Origin of the sequence: Colwellia sp. KU-HH00111 (assembly GCF_040362745.1) — a bacterium.
GTDB lineage: Bacteria > Pseudomonadota > Gammaproteobacteria > Enterobacterales > Alteromonadaceae > Colwellia.
The window spans coordinates 656,317-675,279 of sequence record NZ_BAABWO010000001.1; the positions used below are offsets into that span (position 1 = coordinate 656,317).

Sequence of the window (18,963 nt, forward strand, 5' to 3'; positions counted from 1 at the left end):
GAATTTAAGCCGGCACTTGTGCCGGCTTTTTTATATATGATTATTGAAGAGAACTAATTGAGGATAGTTATGACTAGCAGTAAGCCTTGGAGTCAATATTGGTCACAAGGGCATAAAACATCATTTGGAAATACTTTTGAAGACTGTTATGAAGGTATTATAAAGAGTGAATGGTATAAAGTGTTTGATAAAATGGAGCAAGGTGATGCTGTTTTAGATTTATGTACAGGCAATGCTTCTTTAATCAGGCTAGCAGAGCAAGGACTCGATAATTTTTCAACAATGGCTTTTACTGGGGTAGATTACGCAGAAGTTTCAGCTGACCAAAAGTTAGCAAACCTAGCGAATGTTTCATTAGTGTTTAATCAAAATATAGAACAATTACCCTTTTATGAAAATACATTTAATGCGATTATTTCCAATTTCGGTATTGAATATAGTGAGTTATCAGTATCGCTTCCTGAAGCTTCCAGAGTGCTTAAAACAGGCGGAAGAATTGATTTTCTTTGTCACCATGTAGGCTCTGATATCATTCAGCGCAGCCAGAGAGAATTATTGATGTTAAAGGAAATGCACCAAAACCAAGGGGTAGTCGATAAACTTGAGAACTTAATTATAGCGCTTGAAAAGCAGGGTGATGGTCATAACGCTAATGAGTCAGAAACTTGGCGGCTAGAACTAAACCAAAGCTTAGCAGAGTTAGCAGAAAAATTTACTACTACTTTTTATCAAGGTGATTTTATATCTTTTTTGAAGTTTGTATTAAAACCTACAACCCAAGAGAAGCTTAATGCCTTTAGGGCCTTTAGCAAAGAAATGCAAGACTATCAAATGCGTCTTAACGCTATGGTCAATGCCGCTATTACGCCTGAAAAGAGCGATGATGTGAAACGAATATTACTAAGTTTAGGCTTCAATGATATAACGCAAGCTCCTATTCTAAGTGATGATGGGTGCATAGCTTATAAGATAAGTGCGATTAAAATGTAAATTTTAAAATGTACTGTTACATTTAAGAGCCTTATATAGTTGAGAAATAACTCACTATTAGCGATACTGCAACCCTGTTTAATTTGAATGTGAAGGAAAACAAATGAAATTTAAGTCTTTAACTATTGCGTTATTAACGCTAATACCAATGTCTCAAGTAGTTGCCGAGACTACCGCCACAAAAAAGAGTACAAATACCACAGCCACAGTCAGTAAAAATGCTACAGCTAATGCTAACCGTTGTGGTGTTGTTATTTTAAGTAAAAAACCGCCAAAAACTAAAAGTATTCATTTTGCCAGTATTAACTCTATTGATGGCGTTACTGTTTCAAGCAGAAGCCGAGCTTTTACCTTATCTGAAGGTAAGCATGTAGTAAAAGTCATTGAAAATATAAGAGAAAACTCTTTGACTCGGCGTAGAGGTGAAGCAAAAAACTATAAGTTTATTGAATTAAATATTCAAGGAAATAAAAAATATGCGTTAGGTGCGAAATATATTAGAAAGAACCGATCAAAATTAAGTACGGGTGAATATTGGGAGCCGGTAGTTTGGAAAGAAGAAAACGTAGAATGTAAACTTAACTAATCTCGCAATATTCTTTAAATAGCTGTACTCATGAGTATAGGCTAAGAGCGTGTTTTTAGGGTATAGTTTTAGACAGAGTTTTTAGTGTAAAAGCTAGTAGTAGGTGGCATTTTACCCTCTTTTCACTAAGCCTGTCTGGAAATATACGGAGTTAAGTTATTAAACGATTAGATAAACTAAAAAACAAAGCCGGTGAGTTGCTAAACCGCACGTTTGATCAACATATCAATCTAGCGGTTACTGGTTTAAGTCGAAGTGGCAAAACAGCCTTTATAACCTCATTGGTCAATCAGTTAATTAATGAAGGCAATGGTAGTAAGTTAAGCTTTTTTGACCCCGTTCATCAAGGTAGTTTTATTGCCGCAAAACGGGTTGCCCAGAAAAACTTATCCATTCCCCGTTTTGATTATGACAGAGCCATAACCTCACTTACCAGTGAGCCACCAACTTGGCCAGAGCCAACGCATGGTATAAGTGAGTTACGCCTTGCTATTCGCTATCAGCCTAAAAGTTCATTGTTAAAATATGCTGCGGATATGGCTACTTTAACCCTAGATATAACAGATTATCCTGGCGAGTGGTTGCTTGATTTACCCATGCTTAAGCAAACTTATGAGCAATGGTCTAAGCAAATGCATAATTTACTGACCGCAGCCCCTCGTGATAAATACGCCAAAGGTTTTTTAGCCAAAGTGGCTACTATTGACCCCTTTGCCATTGCTGATGAAGAGTTATTAGCTGAATTAGCAAAAGAATACACAGAGCTTTTGCATACCTTTCGCTATACATTAGGCTTAAGTGTTATCCAGCCAGGGCGATTTATTCTGCCAGCTGAGTTAGCTGGTGCGCCGATTTTAGAGTTTTTTCCTTTTCCAAACTTAATTGATATTGATGGTAATGATTACCAAAATGCCAGCGACGACAGCTTTATAGGGATGTTAAGAGCGCGATTTATTGAGTATAAAGAACAGGTGGTGAAAAAATTCTATCGTCAGCACTTTTTACGTTTTGATCGACAAATTGTGTTAGCTGATTGTTTAACACCTCTAAATGCCTGCTCTGATAATAGTGGCCCTGAAAGCTTTGCTGATTTGCAGCTAGCCATTGATATGATTCTAGAAAGCTATAGTTACGGCAAGTCAGGTTTGTTTACCCGTTTATTCTCACCGAAAATAGATAAGTTGTTATTTGCGGCAACAAAGGCTGATCATGTAACATCAGAGCAGCATGCACCAATGGTATCGCTGCTCAATCAATTAATTTATAGCAGTAAGCATAAACTTAATTTTGAAGCGATTGAAATGAAAACACTCGCTATTGCTGCTGTGAAAAGCACAAATTCAGGTAAGAGTGTGCATAAAGGACAACAAGTATCAGTTATTCAAGGTTTTAGGGAAAAGCATAAGTCAAAAGCCTCTGCAACTAGCCCGTCCGCAGAAAAGCAGGTTATCGGTGAACAAACTAGCCGAGATGAAATTACCCGCGATGAAAGTGTCCGCGAAAAGATCACCTTATTCCCTGGCTCTGTGCCAGAAAAACTGCCTGAAACAGCTTTTTGGCAACAAAGTGCCTTTAACTTTATAAACTTTGCTCCGATGAGCGGTATGGACAAACACCAAGCGTTACCCCATATTCGTATGGATCAGGTATTACAATTTTTGCTAGCGGATAAAATGTTATGACCCAATCGAATGATCACTCAGATAAAAAAGTGCATCAACAACAGATTTTATTTTCCGACAATGATCTTAGTGGCTCTAATGAAAATAGTGACTTTAAAGAGAGCCATGAGGGTAAACAGGTCATTTTTGATAATTTAGATTATTTAGCGGTAGATGAAACACCCGATTTACCCGCAGAGTCTTCTCAGCAAGCATTAGCCAACACTCTATCATCTCAAGGGAAGAAAAGCCGTCCTCGCTGGTTATGGCGAATTGTTTTGGTCTTATTTACTATTATAGTTGGCGTTGAAGCGTTTGACTTTTTTACTCAAGGCTTTGAACAATCACCCATACTTACTAGTATGTATGCCTTGATATTTACCTGTTTAATAGTGTTAGCCTCGTCAACGCTACTGGGGGAATGGTCAACATTACGCCAATTTAAGCGCCGTGAAAAACTAAAACAGCAAGCTAGCGAGTTACTCGCTGTTTACGATACCGATAAGGTAAAACCAACAGAGCGACTTGATGTTGAAAGGTTTTGTCAAAAAATAACCGAAAGCTTGCCTTGTGACTTGCTATCGGAAACAGAAATAGAGCACGACAAAGCTTGGCAAGACGCTTTAAATAGCCACCATAGTCCAAACGAGTTATTACAGCTTTATTCAAGGCAAGTATTAACAAAAGTTGATGAAAAAGCCATGGCTGAAATTGCGCGTTTTTCAACCGAAGCCGTTGTGTTAGTTGCACTTAGCCCTGTTGCTATTATTGATATGTTAATCATATTGTGGCGAAATTTAAGAATGATCAATAAAGTTGCCGGACTATATGGCTTAAAACTTGGCTATTGGAGTCGAATTAAATTGATCAGGCAAGTGTTTGTTAACATGGTCTATGCTGGAGCAAGTGAACTGATTGCAGATTTTGGTACCGACATGATCGGCGCCGATCTACTTGGAAAACTTTCGGGTCGATTAGCACAAGGACTAGGCGCTGGTATGTTAACTGCTAGGTTGGGTTTGAAAACAATGCAACTATGTCGCCCCATTGAGTTTGAAGAGAAACCTAAGTTAACCCATGTTCGCAAGCAAATGCTAACAACTATTAAAGGTTTAATCAGCCGTAAAGTTTAAACCGTTTCTGCCGCAAGCATGATCCATCATGCTTTGGCAGTTTCGTTCAAACGTTACTGTATTTTTTGTTGTAATAATTACTTTACAATAATTATTTGTGCTCGTTTTTTGTCCGTTTTCTATTGCTTCCCTTATCTTCACTTATTGTCTTAAGATAAATGCAACGAAGATAACAGCAAAAGGCTAGAGTAATGGCAAAGGGTACAAAGTATGTTTCAAAACATCCTGACGAACAGGGCGTTATCCATTGGTCGGATCAAGAAAATAAAACATGGCAAACACTGATCACTCGTCAGCTTTCTCATATTAAAGATAAAGCCTGTGATGAGTATATTGAGGGGTTAGAAAAGCTACAATTGCCCATGGATCGCGTGCCGCAACTTAACGATGTTTCTAAAGTATTAAAAGCTACCACTGGCTGGCAATGTCATCCTGTTCCTGCGCTCATAGGCTTTGGTGAATTCTTTAAGCTGTTATCAGAAAAGAAATTTCCGGTTGCCACCTTTATTCGCAGCAAAGAAGAATTAGACTACCTACAAGAGCCAGATATTTTTCATGAAATATTCGGACATTGCCCATTGCTTACTAACGCTTCCTTTGCCAATTATACGCAGGCTTACGGAAAAATGGGCTTAAATGCAACCAAAGAGCAGAGAGTGTTTTTAGCTCGCTTATATTGGTTTACGGTTGAGTTTGGTTTGCTCGATACCCCGCAAGGGCTTCGCATATATGGTGGCGGGATTTTATCTTCTCCCAGCGAAACTGATTATGCACTGACGGATAAAAATGTCGAACGTAAGGTCTTAAATAAAGAGAAAGTCCTCGACGCATTAAGAACGCCGTACCGTATCGATATTATGCAGCCGGTTTATTACATGTTAAATAAAGTAAGTGATTTGGACCGTATTCGAGAACTAGAAGTTGAAGATGTTTTAGCGCTGGTAGAAGAAGCAAAGGCCTTAGGTTTATTCACAGCTAAATTTCCGCCTAAAGATGTTGCCTGACACGTGAGTAACACCTAAGTATTTAATTAAGATAGAAAGCTTAAAATTAAAGAAATAAATTAAAGACAATATAATGCACTCAATCAAATGTTGAGTATAAATTAAGGAATATAGAATGAACAATGAATTATCCGCACAACAATGTGAAGCTTGCCAAGTAGATGCCCCTAAAGTAAGTGACAATGAATTAACACAGTTATTAGGACAAATCCCTGATTGGGTGCCTCAAGTAAGAGACAATGTAATGATGCTTGAACGCGAATACAAATTTAAAAATTATAAACTTGCTTGGGCTTTTGCTAATAAAGTGAGTGAGCTAGCAGAAGCGGAGTTTCATCATCCATCTATCTTACTTGAATGGGGAAAAGTAACCGTTACTTGGTGGACACATGCTATTGGTGGTTTACATAAAAATGATTTTATTTGTGCAGCAAAAACAGATCAATTGATGTAATTAACCGTTATGCTCCATACCTATGCATCAGCCTTTAGTCCGACAGAAAAACGGGCAATAAACTACCCCCTACAATTGAAAATACTTGGTACAATGTAGGGCGGACTTTAGTCCGACAGAAAAGCGGGCAATGAATTACCCCCTACAATTGAAAAGTACTCAGTACAATGTAGGGCGGACTTTAGTCCGACAGAAAAGCGGGCAATGAATTACCCCCTACAATTGAAAAGTACTCAGTACAATGTAGGGCGGACTTTAGTCCGACAAAAAAGAGGCAATCAACTACCCCTACAAAGAACAAACCCATGTAGGGCAGAGTTTACTCCGACAAAAAACGGGGCAATGAATTACCCCGTGCAATTGAAAAGTACTCGGTACAATGTAGGGCGGAATTCAGGAGAATATGCGTCCTGCATTCTCTAATAAGCTACATCCGTGTAGCGTATTCCGTCAGAAAAGCTTTTAGTAAGCCTTAATAATTTTTATTATTAAGGCTTTTTTATTGTAAAAATTAGTTTACAATAATGTTTTTGAAATTTGGGGAAGGGGGGTTGCATGCGTTTGGAAATCACTTGCCATGACCGTGTAGGAATGGGGCAAAAAGTCTTAGGTATTTTTGTCGAACATGAAATAAATGTTCGTGGCATTGAGTTAAAGCAACCCGGTCGAATATTTATCAATATTCCCGATTTAGAATTTGCTGATTTACAAGCCTTTATGCCTCAGCTTCGTTTACTAGAAGGTGTTGGTGATGTAAGAACCGCTCCCTATATGCCATCTGAGCGTGAACGAAACGAGCTGGTTACTCTGATTAAAACATTCCCAGATCCCTTTATTTCACTCGATGTTAAAGGCAATATTCGCATAGTCAACAATATAGCATCAACTATTATGGGATGTGCAGAAGATGATGTAAAAGGCCAGCATGTCAGTCAATGGTTAAAAGGCTTTAACTTTACTCGTTGGTTAGATAGTGATGATGTATTAGCACAAACGCGGCGTTTGAAGTTCCAAGGTGAAGATTTTGTTGCCGATATTCTACCCATTATTGTAGCTAGTGAAGAGTCAATCGATAATAATAAACAAATTTTAGCTGGTGCTGTACTTATTTTAAAATCTGAAGCACGCCTTGGCCAGCAAATTAATGCCTTCAAGCAACCTAATGAAAACTCGTTTGCTGGCATTCAGGCTAGCAGCAGTGGGATGCGTAAAGTCATTCGCGAAGCCAAACGTATGTCTCAACTTGATTCATCCATTTTGATTATTGGTGAAACGGGGACCGGCAAGGAATTATTGGCACGTGCTTGTCATGCAGCGAGCGAACGCAGCGAACAACCATTTATGACCCTTAATTGTGCGGCATTACCCGATGATGTAGCAGAGTCGGAACTCTTTGGTGTTGGTGAAAAAGATCATGAACATAGCAAGCGCGGTATTTTTGAGCTTGCTGATGGCGGTAGTGTCTTTCTCGATGAAGTAGGCGAAATGTCGACTAAGCTACAAAGTAAATTATTACGTGTTATTCAAAATGGCAGCTTCAGACGGGTTAACTCTGAACAGGAAGTTAACGTTAATGTGCGCATTATCAGCTCAACTAATAAAGATTTACTTCACTTAGTTTCTATAGGGGAATTCCGAGAAGATTTGTATTATCGGTTAAATGTTTTCGGTTTAATGATTCCACCTCTTCGTGAACGCCGTAGTGATATCTTGCCTCTGACGGAGTCATTTATTGCTCTTGCAGGACAGCGTATAGGCAGAGTTAATTTAAAGCTAACCGACGAATGTCGAGATTTTATCGAACATTATCCATGGCCGGGTAATGTTCGTCAGTTAGAAAATGTATTAACCCGAGCAACATCCTTGCTTGAAGGTGATGAACTTGAAGTTACTCATTTACAATTACCCGCATATACACGGGAACATGGCTATTTAGAGCAAGAATTTGAAGGAACACTCGATGCTGCCGTTAAAAACTTTGAAGCTGATTTGTTGCGTAAACTTTACCCTGCCTACCCCAGTACCCGACAACTCGCAAAAAAGTTGGGCTTAAGCCATACCGCTATTGCCAACAAGTTACGTGAATATGATATCAACAAAAAAACCGTTAAGATTTAACTTGTTTAGCGCTCAGCTAGTGCGACTGGAATCAATGTAGGGCGGATTTTAGTCCGACAAAAAAGCGGGCAATGAATTAACCCCGACAAAGCGCACATCATGTAGGGCGGACTTTAGTCCGACAGAAAAGCGGGCAATGAATTACCCCCTACAATTGGATATACTCATTACAATGTAGGGTGGACTTTAGTCCGACAGAAAAGCGGGCCATGAATTACCCCCTACAATTGAAAAGTACTCAATACAATGTAGGGCGGACTTTAGTCCGACAGCAAACACGGGGCAATGAATTACCCCCTACAATTGAAAACTACTCAGTACAATGTAGGGCGGACTTTAGCCCGACAGCAAACACGGGGCAATGAATTACCCCCTACAATTGAAAAGTACTCAGTACAATGTACGGCGGACTTTAGTCCGACAAAAAAGCGGGCAATGAATGACCCCCTACAATTGAAAAGTACTCAATACAATGTAGGGCGGACTTTAGTCCGACAGCAAACACGGGGCAATGAATTACCCCCTACAATTGAAAAGTACTCAATACAATGTAGGGCGGACTTTAGTCCGACAGCAAAGCGGGCAATGAATGACCCCCTACAATTGAAAACTACTCAATACAATGTAGGGCGGACTTTAGTCCGACAAAAAAGCGGGCAATGAATTATCCCCTACAATTGGAAATACTCGGTACAATGTAGGGCGGACTTTAGTCCGACAAAAAAGCGGGCAATGAATTACCCCCTACAATTGAAAACTACTCAATACAATGTAGGGCGGACTTTAGTCTGACAAAAAAGCGGGCAATGAACTACCCCCTACAATTGAACCCCATCGAAGTAGGGTATTTAGACAATAGCAATAACCACTTCACGACAAGGTCAGTTTCAGCCCAAGTCACCGAACATAGGAAAAATAAGCATCGTGTAATCTAAGTGGAAAAAACTATGTAAAGAATTTTTTCCACGCTTCATTTACCTCTCTTTACTCAGTACTTGTAGCTTTTGTTTAAAAGCTCGTAATATTAAACCTTTAATCCCGTGTCAGTATTTAGATAACTGACATACTATGACAAAAAGGTTATTCATGAAATTAGCTACACTTAAAAATAACACCCGTGACGGGCAACTAGTTGTTGTCAGCCGTAGTCTTGATAAAGCGGTAGTGGTGGCTGATATTGCCAATACTTTGCAGCAAGCATTAGATAACTGGCACGAAATATCCCCAAAATTAGAACAAATCTATCAGGCGTTAAATCAAGGGGATATTGCTAATTCTATTGATTTTGACCAAGCACAATGTGAGTCACCATTACCAAGAGCTTATCAATGGGCTGACGGTAGTGCTTACGTTAACCATGTAGAATTAGTGCGCAAGGCTCGTAATGCTGAAATGCCTGAAACCTTTTGGACAGATCCATTAATGTATCAAGGTGGCTCAGACGCATTTATCGGGCCGCGTGATGATATATCGGTTGCTAGTGAAAGCTATGGTATTGATTTTGAATCTGAGGTTGCGGTGATCACCGATGATGTACCTATGGGCGCATCAACCTCACAAACGGCACAACATATTAAACTGTTAATGCTTGTTAATGATGTTTCCCTACGTAACTTAATACCAGGGGAATTAGCCAAAGGTTTTGGCTTTTTTAGTTCTAAACCATCGAGTGCATTTTCTCCTGTAGCTATTACTCCTGATGAATTGGGTGTTGCTTGGGATGGCGCCAAATTACATTTACCTTTAACAACACACTTAAATGATGAACTATTTGGTCAGCCAAGCTGTGGCGTTGATATGACTTTCGATTTTCCAACTATTGTTGCCCATGCTGCAAAAACTCGTCCGTTATCGGCTGGCTGTATTGTTGGCTCTGGCACCATATCAAATTATGATCGTTCTGCAGGCTCAAGCTGTTTAGCAGAAAAGCGCATGCTTGAAACAATTGCCGATGGCAAGCCGAGTACTGAGTTTATGAAATTTGGTGACCAGGTGCGTATTGAAATGTTCGATAGCAACGGAGATAGCATCTTTGGTGCGATCGACCAGAGGGTAGTTGAATATAAATCTTAATAAATTAAGGCAAAAAACATGAAACTATACGGCTACTGGCGCTCAACTGCGGCTTATCGGGTACGCATTGCCTTGCATTTAAAAGGGATTGATTTTGAATCTATTTCAGTTCATTTAGTCAAAAATGGTGGTGAGCAGCACAAGGATAGTTATGTTGCCATTAACCCCAATAGGCTTGTTCCTACTTTGGTTGATGGTGATTTTTCAATTCATCAGTCTTTGGCAATTATTGATTATATTGAAGCAATAGGCACAGGTTTATCTTTATATCCTGATAGCATTCAAACTAAAGCAAAGGTTCAAGCCCTTGCATTAGATATTGCCTGCGAGATTCACCCGCTAAATAATTTACGGGTGCAGCAATATTTAGCTAATGCGCTTGGACTTGAAAATAAAGCAAAGTCTGTATGGGTTGATCATTGGATGACCATTGGCTTTAACGCAGTAGAAAAGCAGCTTGTGAAAACTGCCGGTTGTTATTGTTTTGAAGATCAAATAACGGTTGCTGATATTTGTTTAGTGGCTCAAGTCTATAATGCCCATCGATTTAATGTTGATATGAGCGCTTATCCATACATTAATCGCGTGGTAGACAACTGTAATAAGCTCGAAGCATTCCAACTTGCACTTCCTGAAAATCAAAAAGATGCACAGTTATAGTTTTGGTATATGGTTTATACAAAAAAGAGATCGAAATGATCTCTTTTTTATATAAAAGTTTCTATTCCAGCCTGAAAAAGCACTGAGATAGGCTTTAAAATAGTGATATGACTAGTGCAATACTCTTGCTCTAATTGTACCCTCAATGCCTTTAAGCGCAGATAGCGCTTTGGCACTATTGGTTGATTCAATGTCAATCACCACATAACCAATTTCACTGTCAGTTTGTAAGTATTGCGCTGCAATATTGATACTGTGCTCGGCAAAGGCTTGGTTAATTTTGGTTAACACACCAGGTTGGTTATGGTGAATATGCAATAAACGACTCGTGTTGACATGCTCAGGTAATGATACCTCTGGGAAGTTAACCGCAGACAAGCTTGAACCATTATCAGAATATTTTGCTAACTTACTCGCAACTTCTAACCCTATGTTCTCTTGTGCTTCTTTGGTACTACCACCAATATGAGGCGTTAAAATAACATTATCAAAACCACGTAATGGCGATACAAATTCTTCATTGTTGCCTTTAGGCTCTACCGGGAACACGTCAATAGCAGCACCCGCCACTTTTTTCTCAGAAAGAGCTTCGGCAAGCGCGTCAATGTCAACCACAGTACCGCGTGAAGCATTAATCAGAATTGCGCCTGTTTTCATTGCAGCGAATTCAGCAGCGCCAAACATGTCTTGTGTTTGTGGTGTTTCAGGTACGTGCAAGCTAACGACGTCAGCTTCTCCTAATAAGGCACTTAATGACGGTGCTTGGCTAGCGTTACCTAAAGGCAACTTTGTTTCAATATCATAAAAACGAACACGCATACCCAGTGTTTCAGCTAAAATACCGAGTTGGGTACCAATATGTCCGTAACCAATAATACCTAAGGTTTTTCCTCGTGCTTCAAATGAACCTACCGCCGATTTAAGCCACTCACCACGATGAGCTTTAGCGCTTTTTTCTGGAATACCACGTAGTAGTAATAAGGTTTCACCTAACACTAACTCGGCAACCGAACGAGTATTTGAGAAAGGTGCATTAAATACTGGAATACCGTATTTCTGTGCCGCTTTAATATCTACTTGGTTGGTGCCAATACAAAAACAACCAATAGCAACTAACTTCTTAGCCTGACTAAGTACTTCATCAGTTAATTGAGTTCGAGAGCGAATACCAATAAAGTGTACATCAGCAATTTTGGCGATTAACTCTTCATTCGACAGTGATGTTTTAAGGTATTCAATGTTGGAATAGCCTTTATTTCTTAGCTCTTCAAGTGCACTTTGGTGTACACCCTCAAGTAATAGAATTTTGATCTTGCTTTTTGCTAATGAATTTTTGGTGTCAGTCATAGGTATGGCTTCGCTTATTAAAGTTGATGTTTACATTGTCAGCTAAATAAAAGTCAGCTAAATAAAAAACGTTTAGATGGCTAGATATCTATAATTTAATTAAGATAGCATATAGTGCATAAACTCTAAAGAATTTATTTAGCTTAAGCTGCTGAAAAAAGCATAAAGAGATTTATAAGTAACACTAGCTGATAACTTCAACCCCTGATTTGCTTGCTAATACTAGTATATCTGCGCCTCTGTTCGCAAATAACCCGTTGGTAACCACGCCAACAATTGCGTTGATATCGTTCTCAAGCTTTTTAGGATCAATAATCGATAAGTTATGAACATCAAGTATCACGTTGCCATTATCAGTAACAACCCCTAAACGGTATTCAGGATCGCCCCCTAATTTAACCAGTTCTCTGGCAACATAACTTCTAGCCATCGGAATGACCTCGACGGGTAATGGAAAACGCCCTAAAACGTCAACCTGCTTAGAGTCATCAGCAATGCAAATAAACTTTTTTGCTACTGCGGCAACAATTTTTTCACGAGTGAGTGCCGCGCCGCCACCTTTAATCATACTCATGTGTTTGGTTATTTCATCTGCTCCGTCAACGTAAACATCTAACACATCGATACTGTTTAAGTCGAACACTTCTATGCCGTGAGATTTTAGACGTTTAGTTGATTCTTCTGAACTTGAAACAGCGCCTGTGATGTTATGTTTAATTGTGGCTAATGCGTCAATAAAATAATTGACAGTAGAGCCTGTGCCAACCCCGACTATAGTGTCATTTTCAATAAAATCTAGTGCTTTAATTGCCGCTGCTTTTTTCATCTCGTCTTGAGTCATAGAGGTGCCTTATAAGGAAGTATTTTGGTTTGTTTGAAACAGTTGAAACTTGATATATTTTAATGGTGCAGATTATAGCAGTCGCATTAAAAAAAGCCATGATGCCAAGTTGTTTATGTTGTTAAAAGGTAGCGCTGTTTTCTACCTTAAAATTGGTAGCGCCTGGTTGGTGTGATAATTTCAGGTAACGGGATATCCCAACACTCTGTGGGTATGTTGTCTACTTGTTGGCAATCATGAGCAAGTCCTATTGGGTATAGGTTTAACTGCTGCCAATGACTTAAGGTGCGATCATAAAAGCCGCCTCCCATGCCGAGTCTTGCACCTGATTGATCGAATGCCACTAAAGGTGTGCAAAGCACATCCAGTTGGTTTAACGGGCAAACCTTATTTACCGATAATACTGGCTCATTAATCCCGTAGTGATTTTTAACCATGACGGTGTGACGTTCAAATAAAAGAAATAATAGGTGGCCAGCACAAAAAGGGTGTAGAACCGGCACATAAACTTGCTTTTGTTGTTGCCAGCACCACTTAATGAACGGCATGGCATCAAGTTCACCATCGTTTGCCAAATAAATGGCAACTTTTTTAGCGGCAATGACTTTTTCATGCGTGGATAATTTTTCAAGTAGCCCTAAACTGGCACTGTGTTGTGCTTGGTGAGTTAATGCTTGACGCTTAATTCTAGTGATCTTTCTTAACTCAGCTCTGGAAATCATATTATTTAACCTATCATTTAATCTGCCAATGTATTTTGCCAAGCGCAAAAATAACACTTTTTCAATTGTAGAGGGTAATTCATTGCCCGCTTTTAGTCGGAATAAATTCCGCCCTACATGGTGTGCCCTTTGTAGGGGGTAATTCATTGCCCGCTTTACTGTCGGAATAAATTCCGCCCTACATGGGTTTGTTCTTTGTAGGGGGTAATTCATTGCCCGCTTTACTGTCGGAATAAATTCCGCCCTACATGGGTTTGTTCTTTGTAGAGGGTAATTCATTGCCCGCTTTTAGTCGGAATAAATTCCGCCCTACATGGTGTGCCCTTTGTAGGGGGTAATTCATTGCCCGCTTTTTTTGTCGGAATACGCTACACGGATGTAGCTTATTAGAGAATGCAGGACGCATATTCTCCTGAATTCCGCCCTACATGGTGTGAGCTTTATCGGGGTTAATTCATTGCCCGCTTTACTGTCGGAACAAATTCCGCCCTACATGATGTGCGCTTTGTCGGGGTTAATTCATTGCCCGCTTTTTTGTCGGACTAAAGTCCGCCCTACATGGCGTGCGCTTAGTAGGGGGTAATTCATTGCCCGCTTTACTGTCGGACTAAATTCCGCCCTACATGTTGTGCGCTTTATCGGGGTTAATTCATTGCCCGCTTTTTTGTCGGACTAAAGTCCGCCCTACATGTTGTGCGCTTTATCGGGGTTAATTCATTGCCCCTAATACTAGCCTTTGTCAACAGGAAACATTATCTGCCTAAGCTAAAACAAAAAAGCTGGAAGTGTTACCTACCAGCTTTTTTGTTTATTAACCTTATGAAAACGCAATAATTAATTAACTATGCGTTTCAGAAACCCCTTCATGGGTACCAGTAACGGCGATTTCTTCTTCAAGCTTTTCTTCCATATCAGCAATATGATCACCTTCTGCGCCATGCATCCACTCTACCAATTTACCGGCAGATAGGAAGATAATTATCCCGGTGATTAATGCTGCTGAGCCAACGCCCATAAAGATATTGGCTGCATTATCTACCATTTCTTGACCTTCACCAACAAATGAACCAATAAAGCCAGCTAGCTTATTAGACAATGCGGTAAACAGGAACCAGATACCCATCAGCACAGACGTAAATTTCAGCGGCGCTAATTTAGTAACCATTGATAACCCAATAGGTGATAAACATAATTCACCTAAAGTATGGAATAAATAAGCAAACACCAAGAAAAGCATACTTACTTTAACTGTAACATCGCCGCCTTGCACCATAGTTGCCCATAACATTACAAAGAAACCTAACGCTAAAAACACCATGGCTAAAGCAAACTTTTTCGGAGATGTAGGTTCATTTGAGCCCATTTTAACCCAAACAGAAGCAACAACGGGTGCTAGCATAATAATGAACATTGCATTCAACGATTGAAAAGAAGAGGCTGCTATTTCAAAACCAAACAAGGTACGGTCGGTAAAATCAGCGGCATAGATTGTGAATAAGCCACCTGCTTGCTCGAAGCCAGCCCAGAAAATTACCGAGAACATGCTCATAATCAAAATAACTTTCATACGATCTATGTCTTGCGAGGTAATAGGAGCTTGTGGTTTTTCAGCTGTAGCATTACGTTTGGCAGAAGGTACAACACCGATATCACCAAGATATTTATTTGCTAGTGTCAACTGCAGCATTAATCCGAACAACATACCACAACCGGCTAAAATGAAACCATAGTGCCAATTCACTTGTTCACCTAACACACCCACAGTAATAGGCGCTAAGAAGGCACCTAAGTTAATGCCCATATAGAATATGGTGAAAGCGCCATCACGTCGGTGATCACCTTCTTCATATAAATCACCAACCAAGCTAGAAACGTTTGCTTTGAACAAACCATTACCAGTAATGATTAAGGCTAAACCGATAAAAAATACCGTTTCTTCCATCCCAACAATCATTGATTTAGGAATACCAAGAGTAAAGTAGCCTAAAGCGAAGATGATGCCACCGTAAATGATAGCTTTTCGTTGTCCAATATAGTTATCGGCCAACCAGCCACCGAGTACAGGTGTCAAATAAACCGCCATAGTAAATGTACCATAGAGGCTTAATGCCTCACCGGCAGTCCAGCCAAATCCGCCATCTTGTACGCTAGCTACTAAATACAGCACCAATAGTGCTCGCATGCCGTAATAACCGAAACGTTCCCACATTTCAGTACCAAATAGAAGGAAGAGTCCTTTAGGATGCCCGAATAGGGTACCCGCATTAGGTTGAGTCATAAAATTGTCCTAATTTTCATTATTATAATTGAGTAGAAATCATTGCGTTATTCCACACATACTGTTTGATCATACTATCGAATGTTAAAAAACAGTAAAATTGTATGCAATGGGTTTTATACCTGTGCTTGGGCTTAAAGGCAAGCTTGAATTATTATCAAAATGTTAACTGTGTTAATTTATGTAGCGAAAAGTTTCCTTTGTTAAACCACACTTCAGGGTAAATGGATGGGATAAGCAGCAACAAACCAATAACTTTCAAGTTGTTTGGCTATAAATATACTGTTAAACTTTTGCGTTGCTATTTGGCATATACACGCATGACAGGAACTTCTTTGCGCCAATGATGACTTTTATAAAAAAAACCACTCTCTTTTTAACTTTATTCGTTACGTTTTTAGTCAGTTTTCTCACCCCAACGTATGCGGTACAAGTTAATCAAGCTCAAATCGAGCAATTCAAAAAGCTTCCTTTTGCGCAGCAACAAGCGTTAGCTAAAAGTATGGGCGTTGATATCAGTGCGTTTACAAATCAGTTATCAACAAGTAATCCTTCAGTACCTACTCAATTAGAACCAGTCAGTTTTCCTCGAGGTACGCAATTTGATCAGCAAGGGAATATTGTCGAGCAAGAAGAACAAGTAAAAGAAGATAAGTTTGACGAAGTTAAAGAGTTAGTCCCCTTTGGTTATGATGTTTTTGCCAACTCACCCTATACCTTTGCACCCACAATGGATATTGCTATCCCGTCGCACTACATTGTTGGACCCGGTGATAACATCTCAATTCAAGTGTTTGGCAAGGAAAGTAGTGAGTTCTCACTAGAAGTAAACAGAGAAGGCCAAGTGGTTTTCCCTCAACACGGGCCTTTTAATGTCGCTGGCTTAACTTTTACAGAGATGAAAGCATTACTTAGTGCCAAAATAAAAGAAAGAATTATTGGCGTTGATGTAGTGATTAGTATGGCGTCATTACGTTCAATGCGTGTTTTTGTTTTAGGTGATGCCCATAAGCCGGGCCCTTATCGGTTAAATTCATTGTCTAGTATTACTCACGCTCTTTTTGCTGCAGGGGGGATTAGCGATATTGGCAGTTTGCGTAACATTCAATTAAAACGCGCGGGTAAGTTAATCACAACGCTAGACCTATATGATTTACTGATTCATGGCGATTCTAGCGATGATGTGTTACTGCAATCTGGTGATGTGGTATTTGTACCAGCCGTTGGGCAAACGGTTGCTATTGATGGAGAAGTGCGCCGCCCAGCAATTTATGAATTAAAGCATGGCGATGACTTTGCTCAAGTACACACTATGGCGGGTGGCTTATTGCCAAGTGCTTATGCTCAGTCAACCATTGTCGAACGCTACAATCGAGAAAATTTACGCACAGTCCTTAATGTTGACTTCACTAATGCCAAACAACTGTCTGCAAAGGTACAAGGCGGCGACTTTATTCGTGTGCTAAAAGCTGCCGATAAGTTTGCAGAATCGGTTACATTAATTGGCGCTATTGCTCGCCCGGGAAAGTACCAGTGGCAGAAACATCAAAAAATTAGCGATTTACTACCCGGTGTCAATTCACATTTACTGGCTAATGCTGATTTAAATTACAGTGTACTTATTCGTGAAATTGATATTGCACGCAATATTGAAGTTCATCAATTTTCATTAGCCAACGCTATTTCGTCACCACAATCTAAAGATAATATTACCTTACAAGCTAATGATAAGGTGTTAATTTTTTCACAAGTTGAAAAATCCAGCGATAATAGCTTATTGCTTGATAACCTTGCTTATACACAAGAACAGCTGACGATAAATGAGCAAAAGCTCGCTAAGAAAAAATTCAACGAAAAGCTGTTTTGGTTAGAGTATGGAGATGCCGAAAAGTTAGCGCAGCTCGACAAAGCGCAAACCATTGACGAAGAGTTAATTAATCAGTCTATCGTACAAATATCAGGTGGTGAGGTTGAACAATCAGTTGATATAAGCGCGTTAGCGCTTTTTTCTCGTCAAAGATTACTCTTGCCTATTATCCAAAAACTTAAACATCAAGGTGCTGCTGGGCAACCCATTCAATTAGTTGAAATAGATGGCTCGGTTAAATTCCCAGGGGTGTACCCTTTAGCGGTTAATGGCCGAATTGTTGACTTAATTACTGCAGCTGGCGGCCTAGACGAATCAGCGTATTTAGCACGAGCAGACATCGCCAGAAGCCAGCATAGCCAGCAGCAAGCAAGTAAAGAATCTTTGTCTATTGATTTAGCTGCCGCGTTAACAGGCGATCAAAGTCATAATGTATTGTTGCAAAGCAAAGACAGGTTAAATATTCACCAAATCCCTGCCTGGAGTGAAAACCATGTGGTTGAACTGCGTGGTGAGTTTGTGTTTCCGGGTAAATATACTATTCGTCGTGGCGAACGACTATCTGACTTAATTGAAAAAGCCGGTGGGTTCACTCCGTTTGCTCATCAACAAGGCTCAGTGTTTACTCGGTTAAAACTCAAAGAGTTGGAACGACAAAATTTACATAAGCTTGCAAGCGATTTGCGTATTGAAATGGCCTCTAAGTCACTTTCAGATAAAAGTTATTCTCAGTCATATCAAGATGTGCAAAAAATGCTACAAGATTTAACTAAGCTCCAGCCTGTGGGGCGGTTAGTGTTAGATTTGCCAAAAATTGTTGCCGATAATAATTATGATGTGCTGTTAGAAAGTGGTGATGTGTTATATGTACCCACTATGAAAAATTCAGTCAATGTTATTGGTCAAGTGCAAGTGGCTTCTTCACACATTTATGACGATAGCCTAACGGCTCAAGATTATTTATTACAAAGTGGTGGTAGTAAAAAGCGTGCAGATGAAGATAGAATTTACATCATATCTGCTAATGGTCGAATCAATTTAATCCAAGGCGATAATTGGTTTTCAAGTGATGCTAGTGAACAAGTAAAGCCAGGCGATACTGTGGTAGTGCCTCTTGATACCGAATATATGGATAATATCAGCTTGTGGACCAGTGCCACCACAATTATGTATAACACCGCTGTCGCTATTGCGGCAATTAGCGGAATTTAACAGTAAATTTATAGTCT

The 18,963-nt window shown here is 39.7% G+C and carries 14 protein-coding genes; 10 read left to right on the plus strand and 4 right to left on the minus strand.

Annotation, left to right across the window (positions count from 1 at the left end; genetic code table 11):
• Positions 1–69 precede the first annotated feature (69 nt).
• From ABXG98_RS02900 to maiA, 9 genes are all read left to right on the plus strand, one after another.
• Entirely contained in the window at positions 70–990 is a 921-nt protein-coding gene (locus ABXG98_RS02900) for a class I SAM-dependent methyltransferase (protein WP_353537174.1), read from the plus strand.
• Positions 991–1,093: 103 nt separating this feature from the next.
• On the plus strand, positions 1,094–1,576 hold the full coding sequence (locus ABXG98_RS02905) for a hypothetical protein (RefSeq protein WP_353537175.1): 483 nt from the start codon (positions 1,094–1,096) through the stop codon (positions 1,574–1,576).
• A gap of 197 nt (positions 1,577–1,773) precedes the next feature.
• Positions 1,774–3,258, plus strand: coding sequence for a YcjX family GTP-binding protein (locus tag ABXG98_RS02910; RefSeq protein ID WP_353537176.1), 1,485 nt, complete (start codon positions 1,774–1,776; stop codon positions 3,256–3,258).
• Entirely contained in the window at positions 3,255–4,370 is a 1,116-nt protein-coding gene (locus tag ABXG98_RS02915) for a YcjF family protein (protein WP_353537177.1), read from the plus strand. Before ABXG98_RS02910 ends, ABXG98_RS02915 begins: the two co-directional genes overlap by 4 nt.
• Before the next feature lie 191 nt (positions 4,371–4,561).
• Positions 4,562–5,374: a phenylalanine 4-monooxygenase gene (phhA, locus tag ABXG98_RS02920; protein WP_353537178.1), complete on the plus strand. Its 813-nt coding sequence runs from the start codon at positions 4,562–4,564 to the stop codon at positions 5,372–5,374.
• 115 nt (positions 5,375–5,489) lie between these two features.
• Complete coding sequence (locus tag ABXG98_RS02925) at positions 5,490–5,828, plus strand: 4a-hydroxytetrahydrobiopterin dehydratase (RefSeq protein WP_353537179.1); 339 nt, start codon at positions 5,490–5,492, stop codon at positions 5,826–5,828.
• Between the two features lie 555 nt (positions 5,829–6,383).
• Positions 6,384–7,946 carry a transcriptional regulator TyrR gene (tyrR, locus tag ABXG98_RS02930; protein WP_353537180.1) on the plus strand — a complete coding sequence of 521 codons (1,563 nt, stop codon included), beginning with the start codon at positions 6,384–6,386 and terminating at the stop codon, positions 7,944–7,946.
• A 1,086-nt stretch (positions 7,947–9,032) separates the two neighbouring features.
• On the plus strand, positions 9,033–10,019 hold the full coding sequence (locus ABXG98_RS02935) for a fumarylacetoacetate hydrolase family protein (RefSeq protein WP_353537181.1): 987 nt from the start codon (positions 9,033–9,035) through the stop codon (positions 10,017–10,019).
• A gap of 18 nt (positions 10,020–10,037) precedes the next feature.
• Positions 10,038–10,679: a maleylacetoacetate isomerase gene (gene maiA, locus ABXG98_RS02940; protein ID WP_353537182.1), complete on the plus strand. Its 642-nt coding sequence runs from the start codon at positions 10,038–10,040 to the stop codon at positions 10,677–10,679.
• Positions 10,680–10,790: 111 nt separating this feature from the next.
• Here the strand turns inward: maiA and serA are convergent, their stop codons facing one another.
• The 4 genes from serA to ABXG98_RS02960 form a co-directional block, all read right to left on the minus strand.
• The gene (gene serA / locus ABXG98_RS02945; protein WP_353537183.1) at positions 10,791–12,026 is read right to left on the minus strand and encodes a phosphoglycerate dehydrogenase; all 1,236 of its coding nucleotides are present in this window, start codon (positions 12,024–12,026) and stop codon (positions 10,791–10,793) included.
• A 184-nt stretch (positions 12,027–12,210) separates the two neighbouring features.
• A complete protein-coding gene (gene rpiA, locus ABXG98_RS02950; RefSeq protein WP_353537184.1) occupies positions 12,211–12,867 on the minus strand; it encodes a ribose-5-phosphate isomerase RpiA in 657 nt (218 codons plus the stop codon).
• 146 nt (positions 12,868–13,013) lie between these two features.
• Positions 13,014–13,736 carry a 5-formyltetrahydrofolate cyclo-ligase gene (locus ABXG98_RS02955; RefSeq protein ID WP_353537185.1) on the minus strand — a complete coding sequence of 241 codons (723 nt, stop codon included), beginning with the start codon at positions 13,734–13,736 and terminating at the stop codon, positions 13,014–13,016.
• Between the two features lie 691 nt (positions 13,737–14,427).
• A complete protein-coding gene (locus ABXG98_RS02960) occupies positions 14,428–15,867 on the minus strand; it encodes a peptide MFS transporter (RefSeq protein WP_353537186.1) in 1,440 nt (479 codons plus the stop codon).
• Between the two features lie 343 nt (positions 15,868–16,210).
• Here ABXG98_RS02960 and ABXG98_RS02965 point away from each other — a divergent pair, with 343 nt between their 5' ends.
• Complete coding sequence (locus ABXG98_RS02965) at positions 16,211–18,946, plus strand: SLBB domain-containing protein (RefSeq protein ID WP_353537187.1); 2,736 nt, start codon at positions 16,211–16,213, stop codon at positions 18,944–18,946.
• Positions 18,947–18,963 lie beyond the last annotated feature (17 nt).